General features: G+C 66.0%; 20 protein-coding genes, 2 tRNA genes and 2 pseudogenes. 13 read left to right on the top strand and 11 right to left on the bottom strand.

Annotated elements, in window-relative coordinates:
* The first annotated feature begins 38 nt into the window (after window positions 1-38).
* The gene (locus AC1RUR_RS20270) at window positions 39-281 is read left to right on the top strand and encodes a hypothetical protein (RefSeq protein WP_492847147.1); all 243 of its coding nucleotides are present in this window, start codon (window positions 39-41) and stop codon (window positions 279-281) included.
* A gap of 23 nt (window positions 282-304) precedes the next feature.
* Here the strand turns inward: AC1RUR_RS20270 and AC1RUR_RS20265 are convergent, their stop codons facing one another.
* Window positions 305-559 carry a hypothetical protein gene (locus AC1RUR_RS20265; RefSeq protein ID WP_492847145.1) on the bottom strand — a complete coding sequence of 85 codons (255 nt, stop codon included), beginning with the start codon at window positions 557-559 and terminating at the stop codon, window positions 305-307.
* 294 nt (window positions 560-853) lie between these two features.
* Window positions 854-1243 (bottom strand): hypothetical protein, encoded by a 390-nt coding sequence (locus AC1RUR_RS20260; protein WP_492847405.1) that lies wholly within the window; start codon window positions 1241-1243, stop codon window positions 854-856.
* Between the two features lie 103 nt (window positions 1244-1346).
* On the opposite strand from AC1RUR_RS20260, the gene AC1RUR_RS20255 reads away from it, so the two are divergent.
* Window positions 1347-1511 carry a hypothetical protein gene (locus AC1RUR_RS20255; RefSeq protein WP_492847143.1) on the top strand — a complete coding sequence of 55 codons (165 nt, stop codon included), beginning with the start codon at window positions 1347-1349 and terminating at the stop codon, window positions 1509-1511.
* A 3-nt stretch (window positions 1512-1514) separates the two neighbouring features.
* Here the strand turns inward: AC1RUR_RS20255 and AC1RUR_RS20250 are convergent, their stop codons facing one another.
* Window positions 1515-1733 carry a hypothetical protein gene (locus AC1RUR_RS20250; RefSeq protein ID WP_492847141.1) on the bottom strand — a complete coding sequence of 73 codons (219 nt, stop codon included), beginning with the start codon at window positions 1731-1733 and terminating at the stop codon, window positions 1515-1517.
* A 130-nt stretch (window positions 1734-1863) separates the two neighbouring features.
* Between AC1RUR_RS20250 and AC1RUR_RS20245 the strand changes: the two are divergent.
* Window positions 1864-2295 (top strand): annotated as a pseudogene (locus AC1RUR_RS20245) (methyl-accepting chemotaxis protein); the annotation flags it as partial.
* Between the two features lie 242 nt (window positions 2296-2537).
* On the top strand, window positions 2538-2699 hold the full coding sequence (locus AC1RUR_RS20240) for a hypothetical protein (RefSeq protein ID WP_492847139.1): 162 nt from the start codon (window positions 2538-2540) through the stop codon (window positions 2697-2699).
* A gap of 10 nt (window positions 2700-2709) precedes the next feature.
* Here AC1RUR_RS20240 and AC1RUR_RS20235 read toward each other — a convergent pair whose 3' ends face one another.
* The gene (locus AC1RUR_RS20235) at window positions 2710-3471 is read right to left on the bottom strand and encodes a dienelactone hydrolase family protein (protein WP_492847138.1); all 762 of its coding nucleotides are present in this window, start codon (window positions 3469-3471) and stop codon (window positions 2710-2712) included.
* Between the two features lie 87 nt (window positions 3472-3558).
* Here AC1RUR_RS20235 and AC1RUR_RS20230 point away from each other — a divergent pair, with 87 nt between their 5' ends.
* The 3 genes and pseudogenes from AC1RUR_RS20230 (at window position 3559) to AC1RUR_RS20220 (ending at window position 6646) form a co-directional block, all read left to right on the top strand.
* Window positions 3559-4272 (top strand): class I SAM-dependent methyltransferase, encoded by a 714-nt coding sequence (locus AC1RUR_RS20230; RefSeq protein WP_492847136.1) that lies wholly within the window; start codon window positions 3559-3561, stop codon window positions 4270-4272.
* A gap of 102 nt (window positions 4273-4374) precedes the next feature.
* The gene (locus AC1RUR_RS20225; RefSeq protein ID WP_492847134.1) at window positions 4375-6213 is read left to right on the top strand and encodes an outer membrane protein assembly factor BamB family protein; all 1839 of its coding nucleotides are present in this window, start codon (window positions 4375-4377) and stop codon (window positions 6211-6213) included.
* A gap of 20 nt (window positions 6214-6233) precedes the next feature.
* Window positions 6234-6646, top strand: a pseudogene (locus AC1RUR_RS20220) (GFA family protein).
* Between the two features lie 18 nt (window positions 6647-6664).
* Here the strand turns inward: AC1RUR_RS20220 and AC1RUR_RS20215 are convergent.
* Both AC1RUR_RS20215 and AC1RUR_RS20210 read right to left on the bottom strand, forming a co-directional pair.
* Window positions 6665-6739 (bottom strand) — tRNA-Thr (locus tag AC1RUR_RS20215).
* A 168-nt stretch (window positions 6740-6907) separates the two neighbouring features.
* The gene (locus tag AC1RUR_RS20210; protein WP_492847132.1) at window positions 6908-7372 is read right to left on the bottom strand and encodes a hypothetical protein; all 465 of its coding nucleotides are present in this window, start codon (window positions 7370-7372) and stop codon (window positions 6908-6910) included.
* Between the two features lie 279 nt (window positions 7373-7651).
* On the opposite strand from AC1RUR_RS20210, the gene AC1RUR_RS20205 reads away from it, so the two are divergent.
* On the top strand, window positions 7652-8137 hold the full coding sequence (locus AC1RUR_RS20205) for a hypothetical protein (RefSeq protein ID WP_492847130.1): 486 nt from the start codon (window positions 7652-7654) through the stop codon (window positions 8135-8137).
* A 44-nt stretch (window positions 8138-8181) separates the two neighbouring features.
* A complete protein-coding gene (locus AC1RUR_RS20200) occupies window positions 8182-8649 on the top strand; it encodes a hypothetical protein (protein ID WP_492847129.1) in 468 nt (155 codons plus the stop codon).
* A 129-nt stretch (window positions 8650-8778) separates the two neighbouring features.
* Here the strand turns inward: AC1RUR_RS20200 and rlmB are convergent, their stop codons facing one another.
* A complete protein-coding gene (gene rlmB / locus AC1RUR_RS20195; protein WP_492847127.1) occupies window positions 8779-9609 on the bottom strand; it encodes a 23S rRNA (guanosine(2251)-2'-O)-methyltransferase RlmB in 831 nt (276 codons plus the stop codon).
* 209 nt (window positions 9610-9818) lie between these two features.
* On the opposite strand from rlmB, the gene AC1RUR_RS20190 reads away from it, so the two are divergent.
* Window positions 9819-9904: transfer RNA gene (locus AC1RUR_RS20190), tRNA-Tyr, on the top strand.
* Window positions 9905-10015: 111 nt separating this feature from the next.
* Here AC1RUR_RS20190 and AC1RUR_RS20185 read toward each other — a convergent pair.
* Window positions 10016-11047, bottom strand: a complete 1032-nt coding sequence (locus AC1RUR_RS20185; RefSeq protein ID WP_492847125.1) for an LLM class flavin-dependent oxidoreductase — start codon at window positions 11045-11047, stop codon at window positions 10016-10018.
* A gap of 140 nt (window positions 11048-11187) precedes the next feature.
* Complete coding sequence (locus AC1RUR_RS20180; RefSeq protein ID WP_492847123.1) at window positions 11188-12111, bottom strand: LysR family transcriptional regulator; 924 nt, start codon at window positions 12109-12111, stop codon at window positions 11188-11190.
* Between the two features lie 113 nt (window positions 12112-12224).
* Between AC1RUR_RS20180 and AC1RUR_RS20175 the strand changes: the two genes are divergently transcribed.
* Genes AC1RUR_RS20175 through AC1RUR_RS20165 form a run of 3 tightly spaced genes read left to right on the top strand, consistent with a single transcriptional unit; the run spans window position 12225 to window position 15343 of the window.
* On the top strand, window positions 12225-13583 hold the full coding sequence (locus AC1RUR_RS20175) for an MFS transporter (RefSeq protein WP_492847121.1): 1359 nt from the start codon (window positions 12225-12227) through the stop codon (window positions 13581-13583).
* Window positions 13580-14083: a GAF domain-containing protein gene (locus AC1RUR_RS20170; RefSeq protein WP_492847118.1), complete on the top strand. Its 504-nt coding sequence runs from the start codon at window positions 13580-13582 to the stop codon at window positions 14081-14083. Before AC1RUR_RS20175 ends, AC1RUR_RS20170 begins: the two co-directional genes overlap by 4 nt.
* Window positions 14084-14095: 12 nt before the next feature.
* Window positions 14096-15343 carry a metal-dependent hydrolase family protein gene (locus tag AC1RUR_RS20165; protein ID WP_492847115.1) on the top strand — a complete coding sequence of 416 codons (1248 nt, stop codon included), beginning with the start codon at window positions 14096-14098 and terminating at the stop codon, window positions 15341-15343.
* A gap of 47 nt (window positions 15344-15390) precedes the next feature.
* Here AC1RUR_RS20165 and AC1RUR_RS20160 read toward each other — a convergent pair whose 3' ends face one another.
* Entirely contained in the window at window positions 15391-16371 is a 981-nt protein-coding gene (locus tag AC1RUR_RS20160; RefSeq protein WP_492847112.1) for an NADPH:quinone oxidoreductase family protein, read from the bottom strand.
* Between the two features lie 56 nt (window positions 16372-16427).
* Window positions 16428-18485 (bottom strand): ATP-dependent helicase, encoded by a 2058-nt coding sequence (locus AC1RUR_RS20155; protein ID WP_492847110.1) that lies wholly within the window; start codon window positions 18483-18485, stop codon window positions 16428-16430.
* Window positions 18486-18553: the final 68 nt, after the last annotated feature.

The following is an 18553-nucleotide window of genomic DNA, read 5'->3' as shown; positions in this document are numbered from 1 at the left end:
CGTTATATGAGAATTACCGGGCTGGTGGGACGACGGACATGCGTATCTTGGTGTCGGCGGCAGTGCTCTCGTGCTTCATCTCGCTGCCGTGCGCTGCTCAAACAATCCTCAAATCCGAGCCTCTGATGCTGGCACCCTATGAGGTGGCCTTCGTCAAGGATGCCTCCTGTCCGTCCGGCAAGGTGCTGAAGGTCACCGGCGCAATCCGCGGGCTGCACCGCCGCAAGGCCTGCGTGGTGCTGGCCGGCGAGCAGGCCTCGCTGGCGACCGCGACGCCCTGAGCCCACGGCTTTCGGCCCGAACCTCACGAATTCAGCTGAAGCTCCATCCTCGACTGGCGCTCCGCCTCAGCCTTGTTCCGGGCGGGGTCCTCGCCTTGGGCTGCCCGACAGGGCTTGATCTCGTAGTCATTGTCGAGCACCCGGCGCGGCCCGGCGCGCTCGTCGTCGGTGCTGACATCCACGACGAGGCCGCTCCGTTGCGCCAATTTCCAGACATCGGACTCATCAGGATAGGCCTTGCTGATTTGGGCGTCGTTGCAGAACAAGGCGTAGGGCATTCTTCCCGCTCCTGGAAAGCGCGTTAACGACTTCACGGGCGAGGGGTTCCGGCCGGCGAGTGATCACGGGGCCGTGATCGGGGCCCCCGGTCCCTGAGTCGTAAACGAGTCCTGAATCCCTAAAAAAAGAATCCCTGGGACTCTCCGGCCGGAATCAGCGGATGTTTTCGGCCATGACGAGCGACCTGAAAACCTCCTGCGGGCACATGCTCCTGCCGTTGACGCTGGCGCTGTTCGGCGCTTGCGCGGCCAATCTCTGGCTGGTGTGGTCCTGGTTGTGAGGCGCTAGCCGCCTCACTTTTCCGCCGGTGGGCGGGGAGAGGCGTCGCGGATGGCGGCGCGGAGTTTCGTCAGGGTCGCCGCGCAATACTCCTCGCGCTCGCGCTCGAACCGCTCCTGATGCTTGCGAAAATTCGCGATCCGGGCCTGCATCTCGGTGCGGAAATCGCCAGCAATGCGGGGCGGCGGCACCTGGAGGGGGCGGGCCTGAGGTTTGGGCGGAGATATCGCCGGTGGTGGCCCGGTTTCGACCGCAACAGCCTCGATCGTTACGATCTCCGTGGTCACCGTGAATGCCGCAGACGAGGGCTCCGGCGGATGGAGGTCATCCTTCTTGCCGGTTACCGATTGGACGAAGGCCAGTGTCTGCGCGATCAGTGCGTCGCGCTCCCTGATCCACTTCATGGGCCACCCCTGCTGGAGCCATTCCACCAAAGCTCGCGGGGCGAATCAAGAAGGTATCCTGCAAGGGATTGCATATTTTTCCCGGGAGCCCGACAGTGGGCGGATGGATGCCGGAAAAGAACCGTCGATCGAAGCGGAGGGCTTGAGGCTCATCCGCGCGTTCCTGTCGCTGCCGCCCGACAAGCGGGCGGAGGTGATCGCGTTCGTCGAGGAATTGGCACGTGCCCATGTCCAGCCCGGAGCGGGCGAAGGCACATCCCCGACGTGAGCGCTATCGCTCGCGCGGATTGACGTTGGGTACGAAAGGCGCGCCGACCACCCGGACCGCTGCCTGGGCTGCGGCATCGACCGGTCTGCTGTCGGCGACCTGCCTCTCCGGCACCGGTCCAAGGTCGGGGTCGAACAGCGCAAGCGTGCCGGTCACGACGGCGCAGCACAGCGTCACCGCTCCCAGCAGGAATATGTGTCGATTGTCGAACCTGATCCGCATGGGGAAATAACGAGCGATGCATGCGCTTGGTTCCGCGCCGCGATACTGGAGCAGGCGCCTGCAAAAGCGGCTGAAGCTTGCGCCAAGCTTACGGAGGGACTCCAGAGAGTATTTTTCAGTAAGAGTGCCGGCACGCGCCGGCGAAGCCGGCCGCGGCTTCGCGGTCGTTGCCTCCGAAGTGAAGACGCTGGCCGAGCAGACCGCGAAGGCGACCGGCGAGATCAGCCTGCAGATTTCCGGCATCCAGACCGCGACCCAGGAATCCGTGAACGCGATCCGCGACATCTCCGCGACGATCGAGCGGCTCTCGGAAGTGTCGTCGACCATCGCCGCGGCGGTGGAGGAGCAGGGCGCCGCGACCCAGGAGATCTCGCGCAACGTGCAGCAGGCCGCCCACGGCACCCAGCAGGTCTCCTCGAACATCACCGACGTGCAGCGCGGTGCGGCCGAGACCGGCTCGGCCTCCTCGCAGGTGCTCTCGACCACAAAGATGCTGGCGACCGACAGCAACCGGTTGAAGGACGAAGTCGGAAAATTCCTCCGCACCGTGCGCGCCGCCTAAGTCTGTGCGGCGGCCCCATCCGCCGCGCCGGCCGCATCTAGCGCGCCAGCAGAAATCCCATTGTGATTGCGTACAGCATGGCCGTCACGACGACGGCCGCGACCGCGCCGGCGGCGATCTTGGCTTTCTCTCGGGCCGTGGTGGAGCGCATGCGGGCTGCATGCTACCTCATGTTGAACTTCGCTGTGGTCAGTAGCCGTCCCCGCGGTGCCATGCCTCTGCACCGACCTGTGAAGGCCGCCATGGATGAAGACGCCAGCGACGGCTGGGCCGCGTCCGCGGCTGCCTGGATCATGGAGCAGGGCGAGGACGGCGACTATGGCTGCCGCTGCGATCCCGATAGGAATGCCCTTCATCGCCGGGTGCCATACTTCCACATCATGGAATGGCAGAAGCCGGCTTGAGCCCGCAGGGTCAGGCGGCGAGCTTCGTCTGGAAGAACCGTGTGACGCGATCGATCGCATCGAATGTCATTGGGTCGGTGTCGGAGAAATCAAAGCCGTGAGGCTTGCCTGGATAGGGCACGAACTCAGCCTCGGCGCCGACCGACTTGCCGAGCGCGACCAACCGCCGTCCCTTCGCGACCGGCACGTTCCTGTCTGCCTCGCCATGCAATGCGATCAGGGGCGGCAGGTGCTTGATATTCGCGGCCATAGCGTCGGGCATGCCGCCATAGAGTACCGCGAGTGCGGCAATTCGCATGTCCCGCGCGGCGGTGTCGGCGGCGATGTAGCCGCCCAGCGAGAAGCCGAGCAGGCCGATGCGCCCAGAACTGTCGGATCGGCCCAGGATTGCCGTCACGGTGGTGGAGACCGTATCGGCCCAACCGTCAAACCGCGTCGTGTCATAGGCATCGCGGCTCTCATGCGTGCTGGACTTCGACGTCAGAGCGGCCGTATCGGTCGGCGTCATGTAGCGGAGAAAATAGACGTCGATGCCCTTGGCGGACAGCGCATCGGCATATCGCTCGTAGGCGCGGAGCCCAAGCTCGATGCCGCGGGATCCATGCAGCACGATCACGGCAGGCCGCTTCCCGGCCACCGTCGCGGCGTAACGTGATACGGGCAGGCTGTCATTGCCGGAGGCGACGCTGAACTGTTCGCCTGGAGCACCATGTGCGGGGACGGACGTCAGCAGCGCGGCGATGCCGGACAACGCCGTTCGTCGAGTAATCATCTGCGAACTCGCACGACGGAGATTTCGGAGGAGACACGTCGCCTGTATAGTGTGCTTGCGACGGAATCTTGACGCGAGTCCCGCACTATGATCCCCAATCGTCCCCCCGTGCTCGCCCACGAACGCTTCGTTGCCGACCGCGACAGTTTCGCGGGCCTCGATCTCGCCGCACGGTTCGAGCGGATCGAGCGGACGAACCTGTGGGGCGCGGCCACCTCGGTCTCGGGCCTCGGCTCGGAGGATCCCGCCACGGCCGCGATCCGGGACGCGCTTCCGGCACTGCTGCAACGGCTCGGTGTGCGCTCGCTGCTCGATGCGCCCTGCGGCGATGCCGGCTGGATCGGCCGCATGACGCTCGATCTCGACTACACCGGCATCGATATCGTGCCGTCCCTGATCGAGGCCAATCGCGCGCGCGCGGCGCGGGGCGAGCTGGCCGGTCGTTTCCGCGTCGCGGACATCACGCGCGACGCGCTGCCGCCCGCCGACTTGGTCCTGTGCCGTGACTGCCTGGTTCATCTGAGTTTCGACAACATCGCTCGCGCCGTGACGAACTTTGGTGCGAGCGGCGCGCGCTTCGTGCTGCTCACGACCTTTCCCGAATGGGATGAAAATCGCGATTGCGAGGACGGCGACTGGCGCGCGCTGAACATGCAGACGGCGCCGTTCAACTGGCCGGCGCCGCGCGAACTGATCAACGAGCGCTGCGAGGAGGGCGGTGGCGGCTGGCACGACAAGAGTCTCGGGCTCTGGCGGCTCGATGAGCTCCCCGATCGCGCTCGCATTGCCACGGGGATGTGACGGAGGCAGGCGGAACGTCCATTGCCTCGGTGATCGCCGTCGCGCTACACTTTGGGTTGTATAGAGCCGTCTTGCGTTGCAGTGACGATGCCGGAGCACGCCATGAGACCGATTGTTGTGGTCGTCGCCATGCTGATCGGGTGCTGCGCGCCGGCACTGGCGCAGCAGGGCGGCGGCGCGCTCTACGCAAGCCACTGCGCGCAATGTCACGATGGCGGCGATGCCCAGAGCCGTGTGCCGGGCCGCAGCGCCATGCAGGCGATGTCGTTCGATCATGTGCTGGGGACGCTGACCTCCGGCAGCATGGCGGCGATGGCGAGGGAGCGCAGCGACGACGAGCGCCGCGCGATTGCTGCCTTCGTCACCGGCAAGGCCGCGGCCGGCGACCGCGCGGCCGACGCGGAAGGGCGCTGTACGCGGCGGGTCAGCGGCTTTCCCGAGCCGCTCGATGGTCCGCGCTGGAACGGGTGGGGCGTCGATGCCGGCAACAGCCGCTTCCAGCCGGCCGACATGGCCGGTCTGACCGCGGAAGAGGTGCCGCGCCTGCGGCTGAAATGGGCTTATGCCTTTCCGGGCGCCTCGGTGTCGTTTGCGCCGCCGACGATCGTGGGCGGACTGCTGTTCATCGGCGGCACCGACCGCAAGGTGCACGCGCTCGACGCGCGAAGCGGCTGCACGCTGTGGACGCTGCCGACCGATGCCGCGGTGCGCGCAGCGATCAGCTTCGCGCCGCTTCCCGGCACCGATCAGTTCGCGATCTTCTTCGGCGACTTGCGTGCCAATGCCTATGCGGTGAACGCGCTGACCGGCGCGCTGATCTGGAAAACGAAGGTCGAGGAGCATCCGGCCGCCCGCATTACCGGCGCGCCGACGCTGCATTCCGGCGTGCTGTATGTGCCGGTGTCGTCGCTCGAGGAAGCCGCAGGCTCGCAAGCCGGTTACGAGTGCTGCACCTTCCGCGGCAGCGTGGTGGCGCTGGAGGCCGTGACCGGCAAGCCGGTGTGGCAGGCCTACACGATTCCCGAGATACCGCACCCGACCGGCAAGAATGTCAGGGGTACGCAGCTGTTCGGCCCGTCCGGCGCCGCGGTGTGGTCGGCACCGACGATCGATCCGAAGCGCAACGCCGTCTATGTCGCGACCAGCAATTCCTATTCGAATCCGCCGGCCGCAACCGCCGATTCGATCCTCGCTTTCGAGCTCGGGACAGGGAAGCTGCTCTGGAAGCAGCAGGCCACGCCGAAGGACGCCTTCGTCGTGGCGTGCTACACTGCCGACAAGTCCAATTGTCCCGAGGATCACGGGCCGGATCACGATTTCGGCCAGTCGCCGATCCTCGTGACCCTGCGCGACGGCAGGCGCGTTCTTGCCATCGCGCAGAAATCCGGCGTCGTGCACGCGCTCGATCCTGACGACGACGGCAAGATCCTGTGGCAGACGCGGATCGGGAAGGGCGGTGCGCTCGGCGGCAGCGAATGGGGCTCGGCCGCCGACCAGGACCGCATCTATGTCGCGAACTCCGACGTCCGTTTCCTGCGCGATGGCACGCGGCAGCTCGATTCCACCCAAGGCGGCGGCCTGTTCGGCCTCGATCTCGCGAGCGGGAAAATTGCGATGGAAGTATCTCCCGTCGCCTGCGGCGATCGCCTCCAATGCAGCCCCGCGCTGTCGGCGGCGGTGAGCCTGATCCCCGGCGTCGTGTTCTCCGGCAGCGTCAGCGGCTTCCTGCGCGCCTACGCGACGGCCGACGGCAAGCTGCTGTGGGAGTTCGATACGGCGCGAGATTATACGGCCGTAAACGGCGTCCCCGCCCATGGCGGCGCGATCGACGGCCCCGGACCGGTCATCGCCGGCGGCATGCTCTACACCAATTCCGGCTACGGCCAATGGAGCGGCGTCGCCGGCAATGTGCTGCTGGCGTTCGAGGTGGGGAGGGAGTGAGGGCAAGCATAGGAATTTCAATGATCGATGCACGATGTCATTGCGGCGGTCTTGCGTTGTCGCTTCCGGGGCCGTCAAGCCTCGTCGTCGCCTGCCATTGCGTTGACTGCCAGCGACGGATAGGCGCGCCGTTCGGTGTCGGTGCGTTCTATCCGACAGAGGCCGTCACGATCTCAGGCACGTCGAAGGAATACGTCCGGACAGCCGCAAGCGGCGGCAAGGTCCCCAACCATCTTTGTCCCGAATGCGGTTCAACGTCTTTTGGAAAGCCGACAATCTGCCTGCGATGATCGGCGTCGCCGTCGGGGCCTTCGCGAATCCAAACTATCCGGCACCAATCAGATCGGTTTTCGAGCAGTCGAAACACGCCTGGGTGGAGATTACGGGCGCTCAGCATTTCCCGCAGAGCAGCGCCCAGAAGAATTCAAACTGAGGGCTCCGCATCGAGCGCTGGTGCCGGCTGAGGGGATTGAACCCCCGACCTTCGGTTTACAAAACCGCTGCTCTACCGCTGAGCTAAGCCGGCGACGCTGGAGATGCGGGGCAGGGCTCGGCATGTGCCGGAGCCGTCCGCCCGCTCGCGCGTCGCAATATCAGACTTGGGTGGAAAGTGCCAGAACCCGCGCGTCGATCGCAGGCACGAAAACAGGCGGCCCGAAAGCCGCCTGATCCCTCGCAGGTGGCTTAAGCTGGCTTACTGGCAGATATGCCGGCGGCCGTCTTCACCCTTGAACCATGTGCCGGGCGTACAGACGAAGCCGTTACGCTGGGCGTAGGTGCGGGTGTCCCAGCCACGATTGTCCCACGAATTGTCGTAGGCGTAACTGTTGTCCATGGCCCGGAACGGAGCAGTTGCGATCGCACCTGCGGTGCCGATGGCGGCGCCCGCGACACCGGCTGCGACGTCGGTCGGCCAGAAGCCGGTGCGGCTCCTGTTCCAGTCGTTGTTCCAGTCGCCATTGGTCTGGCGGTAGCTCACGCGGCGATGGCGATAGCCGCTGTCGGTATGCGGATTGCCCGGGCCGAGGTTCTGGCAATTGGCGTTGGGAAATTGCGCCGAGCAGCGCGCCGGATTGTTGACCACGGCTTGCGCCATGGCGGGCGTTGCGAGTGCGGATGCTGCGATCGCGGCGGCGCCGAGGAGTTTCATGTTCGTCATTATTTGTCTCCCGTCTGATTTGACGGGGGCTAAACGCTGGCGGCGACGGATGTTCCGATGAAACAGGTTGATTGTATCGCGCATGGGTCAAACGGATGTGAGCGCGCGGAACATGTTCCAGTGCGTGCACTCCCCGTTAACGCTTCACTAGTGCAGCTTGCGGCATTTGAGCGGCCCGCGCCTCTTGCGCGTTAGGCTTACCGGCATTTGGTGAGCAGGCCTTAACCCTCTCTGCGCCGCGATCGGTTAGGTTGTGTTCCTGACAACCGGGATCCCACCATGCGCGCTCTGGCGCTCGCAGCCTTTCTGATCGGACTGCCCGCGACGGCGTTTGCCGGCGGCGGCTTCGACATCGTCGTGCCCGGCCGGCCCGGCGTGCCGATCATCATCAATGGTATCGACGCGTCCTATACCGTCGTCGAGGGTGTCTGGGGCCTCGGCAAGAACGTCCAGGTGCAGCCGACAATCTACGGCGGACGCTATGTCGCCGAGCGGCAGCCCGACGACGTCGGCCATTATTATCCGACACTGGGACTTCGGCCCGGCTACGGCCGGCTCGAGGTCGAGCCGCCGGCGAACCGCAAATTGCCGAAGCCGGCCGAGAGCTATCACCAGAGCTGGGGCGCGCAATCGGCGCCGCTGTCGCCGCAGATGGATGTGCCAGTCGATCCGCCGCCAGTGATCCTGGCGCCTGATATCAATGTGAATCCGCAGCATCGTCGGTCGCGGCCGCGTGCCGAGGTGCCCGGCAAGCCGCCGGGTTAAGAAACGTCAAAAATCCGAGATACGGAAATCAACAGGAGAGAGTAATGCGTCAGATGATTTCGGGACTGGTCGCGGCGGCTGCCGTGATGTTCGTCGGGGCCGCGCCGGCCGCGGCCTGCGGCTTCAATCCGTGCCAGCCGGTTGCGCCGGTCTATTCCGGCTGCAACACCGGTTGTGGTGGTTATGGCTATGGCGCCTATGAGCGTCTCGCCGAACCGACCACGCAGTATTACTACGTCAACCAGGGCCCGACCTATACCGGCCCGGGCGCCTTCGCACCGTATCCGACCTATCGTGAGGACGCCGTCGTCGCGCCCGCCAACTATGGCTATCGCGCCGCCACCTATCCCTATCACCGCCCGCACTATCGTCCGTATCGCTACGGCTACGGCCCGCGCTATGGCTATCTGCCGCGCGTGCACTACGGTCACGGTCCGCGCTATGGCTACGCCCACCGCCACGCGCCCGCGCCGTACTATGGCGGCCATCGCGTGCTGCGCCGCTACTACTGATCTCTGATCGGTCGACAATTGTGTGAAGCGCCCGTCCGCACGAAGCGGACGGGCGCTTTGCTTTGCTAGGAGTCTTATTTTGACGCGTTTTCTTTACGCGAACCGGTATCCGCTTCGTTCGAAAACGCTTTACCGCTTCATCAGTCCGAGCCGGCTCGCGCCGACATAGAGCGAGAGCACGGCGGCATTGGAGACGTTGAGGCTCTTGATCTCGCCGGGCATGTCGAGCCGCGCCACGACGCTGCATGTCTCGCGCGTCAATTGCCGCAGGCCTTTTCCTTCCGCCCCCAGCACCAGTGCGAGCGGCTCGCGCAACGCGACGTCCGAGAGGTCCTCGCTGCCTTCGCTGTCGAGGCCGACGGTCTGGAAGCCACGTTCGTTCAGCGCGGTCAGCGCGCGGGCGAGATTTTGCACCGTCACCATGGGCACCAGTTCGAGCGCGCCGGAGGCGGCCTTGGCGAGCACGCCGGTCGCTTCCGGGCTGTGGCGCGCAGTGGTGACGATCGCCTTCACTGCGAACGCCGCCGCGGAGCGCAGGATGGCGCCGACATTGTGCGGATCGGTGATCTGGTCGAGCACCAGCACCATGCCTTCGGGCTCCAACGTCTCGATGTCGGGCGAGGGCAGGGCATCGGCCTCCGCCAGCAGGCCCTGGTGCACGGCGTCGGGCGACAGCAGCCGGTCGATCTCCTGGGGCCGGACGATCTCGGGGGCGACGCGGGTCTCGATGTTTTCGTCCGCAAGGCGCCTTGCGGCGTTCTCGGTCAGCGTCAGTTTGCGGATCTGGCGCTGAGGGTTGGCGAGCGCCATGGTCACGGTGTGCCAGCCATAGAGGATGACCGGCCCGTCGGGGTGCGAATCGCGGTCGCGCCAGGCCGGCCGACCGGCCGATTTTCCGGGCCTATTGAAGGGCTTAGCCCCGCCGCGAGGCCCCCTTGGGGTGAATTTTCGATCCTTCATGGGCTCGCTTGTGTCACGGGTCCCGGAATATGGCAATTTGGGTGCGACGAGGGGCGATTTTAGCTGTTCGCCTCGGTTGACTTTGCCCCATCGCATCGCCCATAAACGCGCCCGGCCGCTGCCCCCTCTCTGGGCTGTCAGCGGCCTTCACGTTCCATGGCCGTCTTCGGTCGCCGGTAAGGTCCGGCCCGATTGTGCTGCCGTCGAGCGGGGGAGTGTCCCGAGTGGCAAAGGGAGCTGACTGTAAATCAGCCGCCTCATGGCTTCGCAGGTTCGAGTCCTGCCTCCCCCACCACGCTTCGCCCTTCGGGCTACGCGTGGCGCAGCCACGTGATGCCTGAAGGGCGAAACGTGGTGTCCGGCGAAGCCCGTAGGGCGAAGACGGACTGAGGCGAACGCGAGCCTCTCACCCCATCATCTCCCGCACCATCGGCACCACCTTCCGCCCATAGAGCTCGATGCTCTTCATCAGCTTCTCGTGCGGCAGGGGACCCGCCGAATATTTCAACTGGAAGCGCGAGATCCCGAGCGCCTTCGCGGTCTTGGCGATCTTGCGCGCGACGGTCTCCGGCGAGCCGGCATAGAGCGAACCGTGCTCGGCTTCGTTGACGAATTCGTCGCGGCCCATCGGCGGCCAGCCGCGCTCCTTGCCGATGCGGTCGCGCATGGCCTTGTAGTCCGGCCACAGCTGCTCGCGCGCCTCTTCATCGGTCTCGGCGACGTAGCCGGGCGAGTGCACGCCGATCGGCTGCGCAGGTCGGCCGAATTCCTTGAAGGCGCGGTGATAGAGATCGACGTAAGGCGCAAAGCGCGCGGGATCGCCGCCGATGATGGCGAGCATCAAAGGCAAGTCGTAATGCGCCGCGCGCACCACCGATTGCGGGCTGCCGCCGACGCCGATCCAGGTCTTGAGCCGGCCGTTCTCGACAGGGGGATAGACGAGTTGGTCCTTCAGCGGCGGGCGCTGCTTGCCCTGCCAGGTTACCGGCTTCTGCGACAGGAGCGCTGCGAACAGGTCGAGCTTCTCCTCGAACAGCGCCTCGTAAGCGCGCAGGTCGAAGCCGAACAGCGGAAAGGATTCGGTGAACGAGCCGCGGCCGAGGATCACCTCGGCGCGCCCGTTCGAGAGCGCATCGAGCGTGGCAAAGCGCTGGAACACGCGGATCGGATCGTCCGAGCTCAGCACCGTCACGGCCGAGCCGAGATGGATGCGCCGGGTGCGCGATGCGATCGCGGCGAGCACGGTCTCGGGCGAGGAGATCGCGAAATCGGCGCGGTGATGCTCGCCGAGCCCGATGAAGTCGAGGCCGAGCTCGTCGGCCAGCACCGCCTCGTCGACGACGTTGCGGATCACCTGGGCATGGGAAAGCATGGCGCCGGAGGCATCCTTTGTGACGTCGCCAAAGGTATCCAGTCCGAATTGAAGCGGTGCGGTCATCGGTCAGGGCTCTATCGGGCGCGAGCGGCGCCCGTCATGTGCGAGGAAATTTGTCTGCTGTGCAGCTAGGGCGCGGAGGCCGCTTCGGCAATGCCGCTGCTGGAAAGGCATGGTTTCCGGTTTTTCACCGGCCGGCGGGCTCAATCGGATCTGGCGAACATCTCGACCAGGGTCTCGCGCAGCCAGCGCTGCGCCGGCACGGTGTCGTTGCGCTGGTGCCAGAACAGGCTGACGATGCGCGGCGGCGCCCGAAGCGGAAGCGGCATGGCGTGCAGCAACGGCGCCTGCCTTGATTGCGAGCGCAGGTCGCTCGGCAGCACGGCGATCAGGTCGGACTGGCGCACGACCTCGTAGGCGGCGCTGTAGTGATTGACGGTCGCGACCAGATTGCGCGACAGCCCGCGCGAGGCGAGGAAGAGGTCGTAGGACGGCATGGTCTTGCCCGCGAGGCTGACATCGACGTGGCCCGCGTTCAGGAACGTCCGGGTGCTCAGCCGCTTCTGGGCGGCGAGCGGATGGCCGCGCCGCATGAAGCAGGCGTAGTCGACGGTCCACAGCGAGCGCGAGCGAATGGCGGCCGGCTGCTGCGCCTCGTTGACATAGACGCTGAGCACGCAATCGACCCTGTTGTCCTCGAGCTGGTCGGCGATCTCGATGACGGTGTTGGGCACGGTGTGGACGCGCGCCTTGGGCGCGATCTTGCCGAGATGGCCGAGAAGGTTCGGCATCACGAGCGAGGAGACGTAGTCCGACATCGACAGGCTGAACTCGGTCTGCGCGCGGGCGGGATCGAATACCTGCTCGTCGAGCGCGCCCCGCACGCTTTCCAGCGCTTCGCCGATCGGCTCCCACAGCACCACCGCGCGCTGGGTGGGACGGATTCCGGTGCCGGATCGCACGAACAAGGGATCGCCAAGCGCGTCACGCAGCCGCGCCAGCGCGTTGCTGACCGCGGGCTGGGTCATCGTCAGCGCACTCGCGGCGCGCGTGACGCTGCCCTCGGTCATCAGCGCCTCGAAGACTTTCAGGAGATTGAGGTCGAGCGTGCGAAACGACACGAACATTCACCACAGTGATATATTAGATCATGATTATAAATTATGACGATAATGTCACTTTGTCTATGGTTCCCAAAGGGACACGCGGAGCGCCGGGCCGCCAAGACTGAGGGACTTTCATGTCGATGATATCGGCGCGCATCGAGCGCCTTCCGTTCGCACGCTTCCACAAGCATCTGCTGCTGATGGGTGGGCTCGGCTACATGTTCGACGCGATGGACGCGGCGGTGCTGGCCTTCATCCTGCCGGTGCTGCGCACGGCGTGGAATTTGTCGAGCGTGCAGATCGGTGTGCTCGGCAGCAGCACCTATATCGGCTTCCTGTTCGGCGCGTTGCTGGCGGGCACGCTGGGCGACCTGATCGGCCGCCGCGCGGTGATGATGTCGGCGCTTGCGCTCTATTGCGCCGCGTCCATCGCGAGCGCGATGGTCGATGCATGGCCGTCCTTCTTCGCCGCCCGCGTCGTCGCTGGCATGGGTACCGGCGCGGAGAGTGCGATCATCGCGCCTTATCTTGCGGAGTTCGTGGCGCGGCGCTTCCGCGGCAGCTTTACCGGCGCGCTCGCCGGCTTCTTCTCCTTCGGCTTCGTCGCCGCGGCGCTGCTCGGCTACTTCATCGTTCCCGCCTATGAGAACGGCTGGCGCATCGTGCTGGTCATCACGGCGGTGCCGGTCGTCATGCTGTTGTGGTGGCGCCGGGCGCTGCCGGAATCGCCGCGCTGGCTCGAAAGCCGGGGCAGGGAGAAGGAAGCCGAAGCCGTGCTGGACAGGATCGAGGCCGGCTTTGCGCGCGAGGGCCGTGTCCTGCCGCAGCCGGTCGTCGAAGCCGTCGCGCCGCAGGGCGCGACCGGAACGCTGCTCGCCAATTTCGCGGCGCTGCTGGCGGGCCGCCAGGCGCGCATCACCATCATGACCTGGATCATGTGGCTGGCGATCACCTTCAGCTATTATTCCTTCTTCGTCTGGATCCCGGGCCTGCTGGTCCAGAACGGCATGAGCATCACCAAGAGCTTCGCCTATTCGATCGCGATCTATTGCGCGCAGATCCCCGGCTATTTCAGCGCCGCGTATTTCAACGAGCGCATCGGCCGGCAGGCGACGATCGCGACCTACATGGTGCTCGGCGGTGCCAGCGCACTCGGGCTCGCCTTCGCGCAGAGCGACCACCAGATCATGGCGGCGGGAATTTTCCTGTCCTTCTTCATGAACGGCACCTACGCGGGCGTCTACGCCTATACGGCCGAGGTGTTTCCGACGCCGGTCAGGACCACCGGTGCGGGGCTCGCCTCCGCGATCGGCCGCATCGGGGCGATCGTCTCGCCGATCCTGGTCGGCTATCTCTATCCCAATTTCGGCTTCGCCGGCGTGTTCGGCGTCACCACCACGGTGCTGCTGCTCGGGGCGGTGACCGTCGTGCTGATGGGGGTGCCGACCCGCGGCCGCTCGCTGGAGGAAATTGCGGCGGGAGAAGTTGCATGACGCGGGCCAGACGCCAGGCCGATCCGCTGCTCGGTGCCGTCGCGGCGGCGCAGGGCAGGGCTGATCAGCCGGATGCGCTGTTCGCGGCGCTGGACGAAGCCGTGAAGTCGGCGATCGGGCACAAGCTGTTCACGATCCTGACCTATGACGGCGACAGCGGTGAAGCGGCGCGAATCTATTCCAATCTCCCCGGGCCGTATCCGACCGGCGGACGCAAGCGCCTCGCGCCGGGGCCGTGGACCGAAGCCGTGCTCGACCGCGGCGATGCCTATATCGGCCGTACGCAGGACGATTTGCGCATGGTGTTCTCCGACCACGAGCTGATCGCCTCGCTCGGCTGCGAGAGCGTGCTCAACATGCCCGTGCGCTGGCGCGGCCGGACGCTCGGCTCGCTCAATCTGCTGCATGAAGCGGGCTGGTACGGCGAGGACGATGTCGCCGCATGCCTTCCCTTTGCCCAGCTCACATTGCCGGCGCTGCTCGCGCCGGATCACTTCTGACAGGACGCCGCGATGGCCAGCATCCTCTTCAAGAACGCCGCTCTGCTCGATCCGCTCCAGCCGGACGTCCTGGAGGGACATCACGTGCTGGTGGAAGACAATTTGATCAAGGAGGTCTCCGACCGGCCGCTCCAGGTCACGGCCGACCGGACCATCGATCTGAAGGGCAAGACGCTGATGCCCGGCCTGATCGACCTGCATGTCCATGCGGTGGCCGTCGAGCTCAACCTGGCGCAGCAGGTGCACATGCCCAATGTGCTGGTGACGCTGCGCTCGACGCTGTTGTTGCGCGGCATGCTGCGGCGTGGCTTCACCACGGTCCGCGATGCCGGCGGCGCGGGCCATGCGCTGAAGCAGGCGATCGAGACCGGCCTCACCGATGGACCGCGGCTGTTCGTCTCCGGCCGCGCGCTCAGCCAGACCGGCGGCCACGGCGACATGAGGGCACGCTCGGACTACCTCGCCAGCGACGCACCATGTCCGTGCTGCGTGCGGGTCGGCGCGCTGGCGCGTGTTGCCGACGGCGTCGACGGTGTGAGGAAGGCTGCGCGCGAAGAGCTCCAGATGGGGGCCGACCAGATCAAGATCATGGCCTCCGGCGGCGTGGCCTCGCCGACCGATCCGGTTGGCGCGTTTGGTTATTCCGAGGACGAGATCCGCGCCATCGTCGAGGAGGCGCGCGGCCGACAGACCTATGTGCTCGCCCACGCCTACACCGCCGCCGCCATCGCGCGCGCGGTTCGCTGCGGCGTGCGCACGATCGAGCATGGCAATCTCGTGGATGAGCCGACCGCGCGCCTGATGGCCGAGAAGGGCGCCTATGTGGTGCCGACGCTCGTCACCTACGAGGCGCTGGCTAGCGAGGGCGCCCAATACGGTCTGCCGCCGGAGAGCGTCGCCAAGATCGCCGATGTCCGCGACGCCGGCCTGCGCTCGCTCGCGATCTACCGCGATGCGGGCGTGAAGATGGGCTTCGGCAGCGACCTGCTCGGGCCGTCGCAGCGTCTGCAGAGCGACGAATTCCGCATCCGCGCCGAAATTCTGGGGCCCCAGGCGGTCATCGCCAGCGCCACGGTGGTTGGTGCCGAGGTGCTCGGCATGGAGGGCAAGCTCGGCCGGATCGCGCCCAACGCTCTCGCCGACCTGCTGGTGGTCGACGGCAACCCGCTGCGCGATGTCGCTTGCCTGCTCGGCCAGGGCGAGCACATTCCGCTGGTGCTGAAGGCCGGCAAGGTCCAGTTCGACCGGCTGAATGCGTAGTTGCTGCCGCATCACGGGCATCTGCGCACTGGTGTCGATCGTCGGCCCTATTTCGAGATGCGCACGACCATCTTGCCGAGCGCTCCGCGCGTCTGCATGGTCCTGAACGCTTCGCGGAAATCGCCCAGCGCGAAGATCTGGCCGACCACGGGCTTCAGCTTGCCCTCGGCCAGCCAGCCCGTCAGTTCCGACATCAAACGCTTCTGCGTCTCGGGTTCGCGTACTGGAATCTGCGCAAGGTCCACACCGAGCAGGGCGCCACCTTTCAACAGTGGCAGATTGAAGGGCAGCGCGGGGATTGCGCCGGCGGCAAACCCGACCACGAGATGGCGCCCGCGCCAGGCGATGGAGCGAAAGGCCTGTACCGAGATGTCGCCGCCGACGGGGTCGAAGATCACGTCGGCACCGTGCCCTCCAGTCAATTCCTTCAGCGTGTCACGCCAGCCGGCCTGCGTGTAGTCGATCATGGCGTCGGCGCCGTGCGCCTGCGCGAACGCACGCTTGTCCGGTGTCGAGGCCGCTGCGATGACGCGCGCGCCGAGCAGCTTGCCGATCTGGACTGCCGCGATTCCCGTGCCGCCGGCGGCGCCCAGCACCAGAAGCTGCTCGCCTGCGCAGAGCGAGGCGCGTGCACTGAGCGCATAGAGCGCGGTCAGGTAATTGGCACGAAACGAGGCAGCGACTTCGGCCGCAACGCCATCCGGCAAGGGATACAGCGCTTCGGGCTGGACGACGATCTCTTCGGCCAGCGCGCCGGAGCGTGTCATGCCCATCACCCGCATACCGGGCTGGTAGCCCCCGGGCCTGCCGGGAGCTTCGTCCACGATCCCTGCGAACTCGGTCCCGGGAATGAAGGGCAGAGGATCCTTGGTCTGATAGAGGCCCTGGATTTTCAAGCCATCGACAAAGCCGATCCCTGCGGCCTCGACCCGGATGCGCAACTGTCCGGGCTGGATGGGCGGGGGCGGAACGTCCTTCAGCTCGATCTGATCGATGGGCGCGTATTGCTCGACGACGACGGCCTTCATGGCGGACCTCTGTTGTTCCAGCTATCCTGACAGCCGTCGCTGTCGGCCTCTTGCGTCTACCGCCACATCCCCCGCATTCTTGCGCCGATGTCGATCTTGGGCCCCTGCGCCGCGGTGCGTGCCGCGCCGGCGGCGGCTTTCGGCCAGGCGGTGCGCTCGAACAGATGGACGAGGGATTCCGGGATGAAGCGGGTGCGCGAGGCGTAGACGTGGCGATCGCCCTTGGCTTGCTGGCCATGGGTGAAGAAGCGCTGCGGCACGACGAGGTGGAGATCGTCCTTGGCGCGCGTCATCGCGACGTACAGCAGCCGGCGTTCCTCTTCGAGCTCGGCAGAGGTGCCGGCGCCGAGATCGGACGGCATGCAGCCGTCGACCACGTTGAGCACGAATACCGACTTCCACTCCTGGCCCTTGGCGGAGTGGATGGTGGAGAGGATCAGATAATCCTCGTCGCGTAGCGGCGGGCCGGATTTGTCGCTGGTCGCATCCGGCGGATCGAGCGTGAGCTCGGTCAGGAATTTTTCGCGCGAGGCATAGCCGCTCGCGATCTGTTCGAGCTGCATCAGATCGGCGCGGCGCGTCTCGGAATCTTCGTGGATGCGATCCAGATGCGGTTCGTACCAGAGCCGCACGCGTTCCAGGTCCGCCGGCCATTCCGAATAGCGCAGGTTCTCGACGGTGCGGACGAAGTCGGTCCAGTCGGCACCGGTGCGCGCCGGCACCGGCAGCTGACCGAGGGCGTGCAGCGGATCCATGCTCTCCGCCATCTGGTCGAGCACGCGCTGCGCGGTCGCGGGGCCGACGCCCGGCAATAGATGCAGGATGCGAAAACCGGCGACGCGGTCGCGCGGATTTTCGGCGAAGCGCAGCAATGCCAGCACGTCCTTGACATGCGCGGCATCGAGGAATTTCAGCCCGCCGAATTTCACGAAAGGGATGTTGCGGCGGGTCAACTCGATCTCCAGCGGACCCGAATGCGAGGACGTCCGGAACAGCACCGCCTGGTGCTTGAGCAGCGCGCCTTGCTCGCGGTTGGCCAGCACCGCTTCGACGATGTAGCGGGCTTGGTCGGCCTCGTCGTGCACGGTGACGAGCTGCGGCTTTTGCGCGGAGCTGCGGTCGGTCCAGAGATTCTTGGTGAAGCGCTCGCGTGCAAGGCCAATGACGCCGTTGGCCGCCGCCAGCACGGGTTGCGTCGAGCGGTAATTGCGGTCGAGCGTGATCATCTCGGCGCGCGGCGAGAAGCTCTGCGGAAAATCCAGGATGTTGCGCACGGTGGCGGCGCGGAACGAATAGATCGACTGCGCGTCGTCGCCGACGACGGTGAGGCCGCGTCCGTCGGGCTTCAGTGCCAAGAGGATCGAGGATTGAAGGCGGTTGGTGTCCTGGTATTCGTCGACCAGCACGTGGTCGAACCGGCCGCCGATCTCTTCGGCGATCAGTGCGTCGCTCATCATCTGCGACCAGTAGAGCAGCAGGTCATCGTAATCGAGCACGTGCTGGGCCTGCTTGGCCTCGACATAGGCCGCGAACAGGCCTTTCAGCTCGGCTGCCCAGCCCGCGCACCAGGGATAGTGCGCCCCGAGCACCTTCTCGATCTCCATCTCGGCATTGACGCAGCGGGAGTAGATCGACAGGCATGTGCCCTTGGCGGGAAAGCGGCTCTCGGTCTTCGACAGGCCGCGCTCGTGCCGGACCAGATTCATCAGGTCCGCGGAATCCTCGCGGTCGTGGATCGTGAAGGCGGGATCGACGCCGATCCGCTCGGCATATTCACGCAGCAGCCGCGCGCCGATGCCATGGAAAGTGCCGGCCCAGCTGAGCGCATCGCGCATGATCGCAGCATTGTTCTCCCCGAGCACCTTTCTGGCGATGCGCTCGACCCGGCCGGCCATCTCGGCCGCCGCGCGCCGGGAGAACGTCATCAGCAGGATGCGGCGCGGATCGGCACCCGCAACGATCAGATGGGCGACGCGGTGGGCCAGCGTGTTGGTCTTGCCGGAGCCCGCGCCGGCAATGACGAGCAGGGGGGCGCCCACGGTCGCGCCCTCGGCCACGCCATGCTCGACGGCGCGGCGCTGCTCCGCATTGAGCGTGTCCAGATATGTTGCCACGAATCGCCCCGGTGAAACCACGAGAGTCGGCGATCTCCTGGCGAATCGCAATGCGGCTGGACGGAACC

It is taken from the genome of Bradyrhizobium sp. GW821-FHT12B03 (assembly GCF_058807535.1).
Note: the sequence above shows the minus strand (reverse complement) of the source record. Positions and strands in the feature narration are given on the sequence as shown.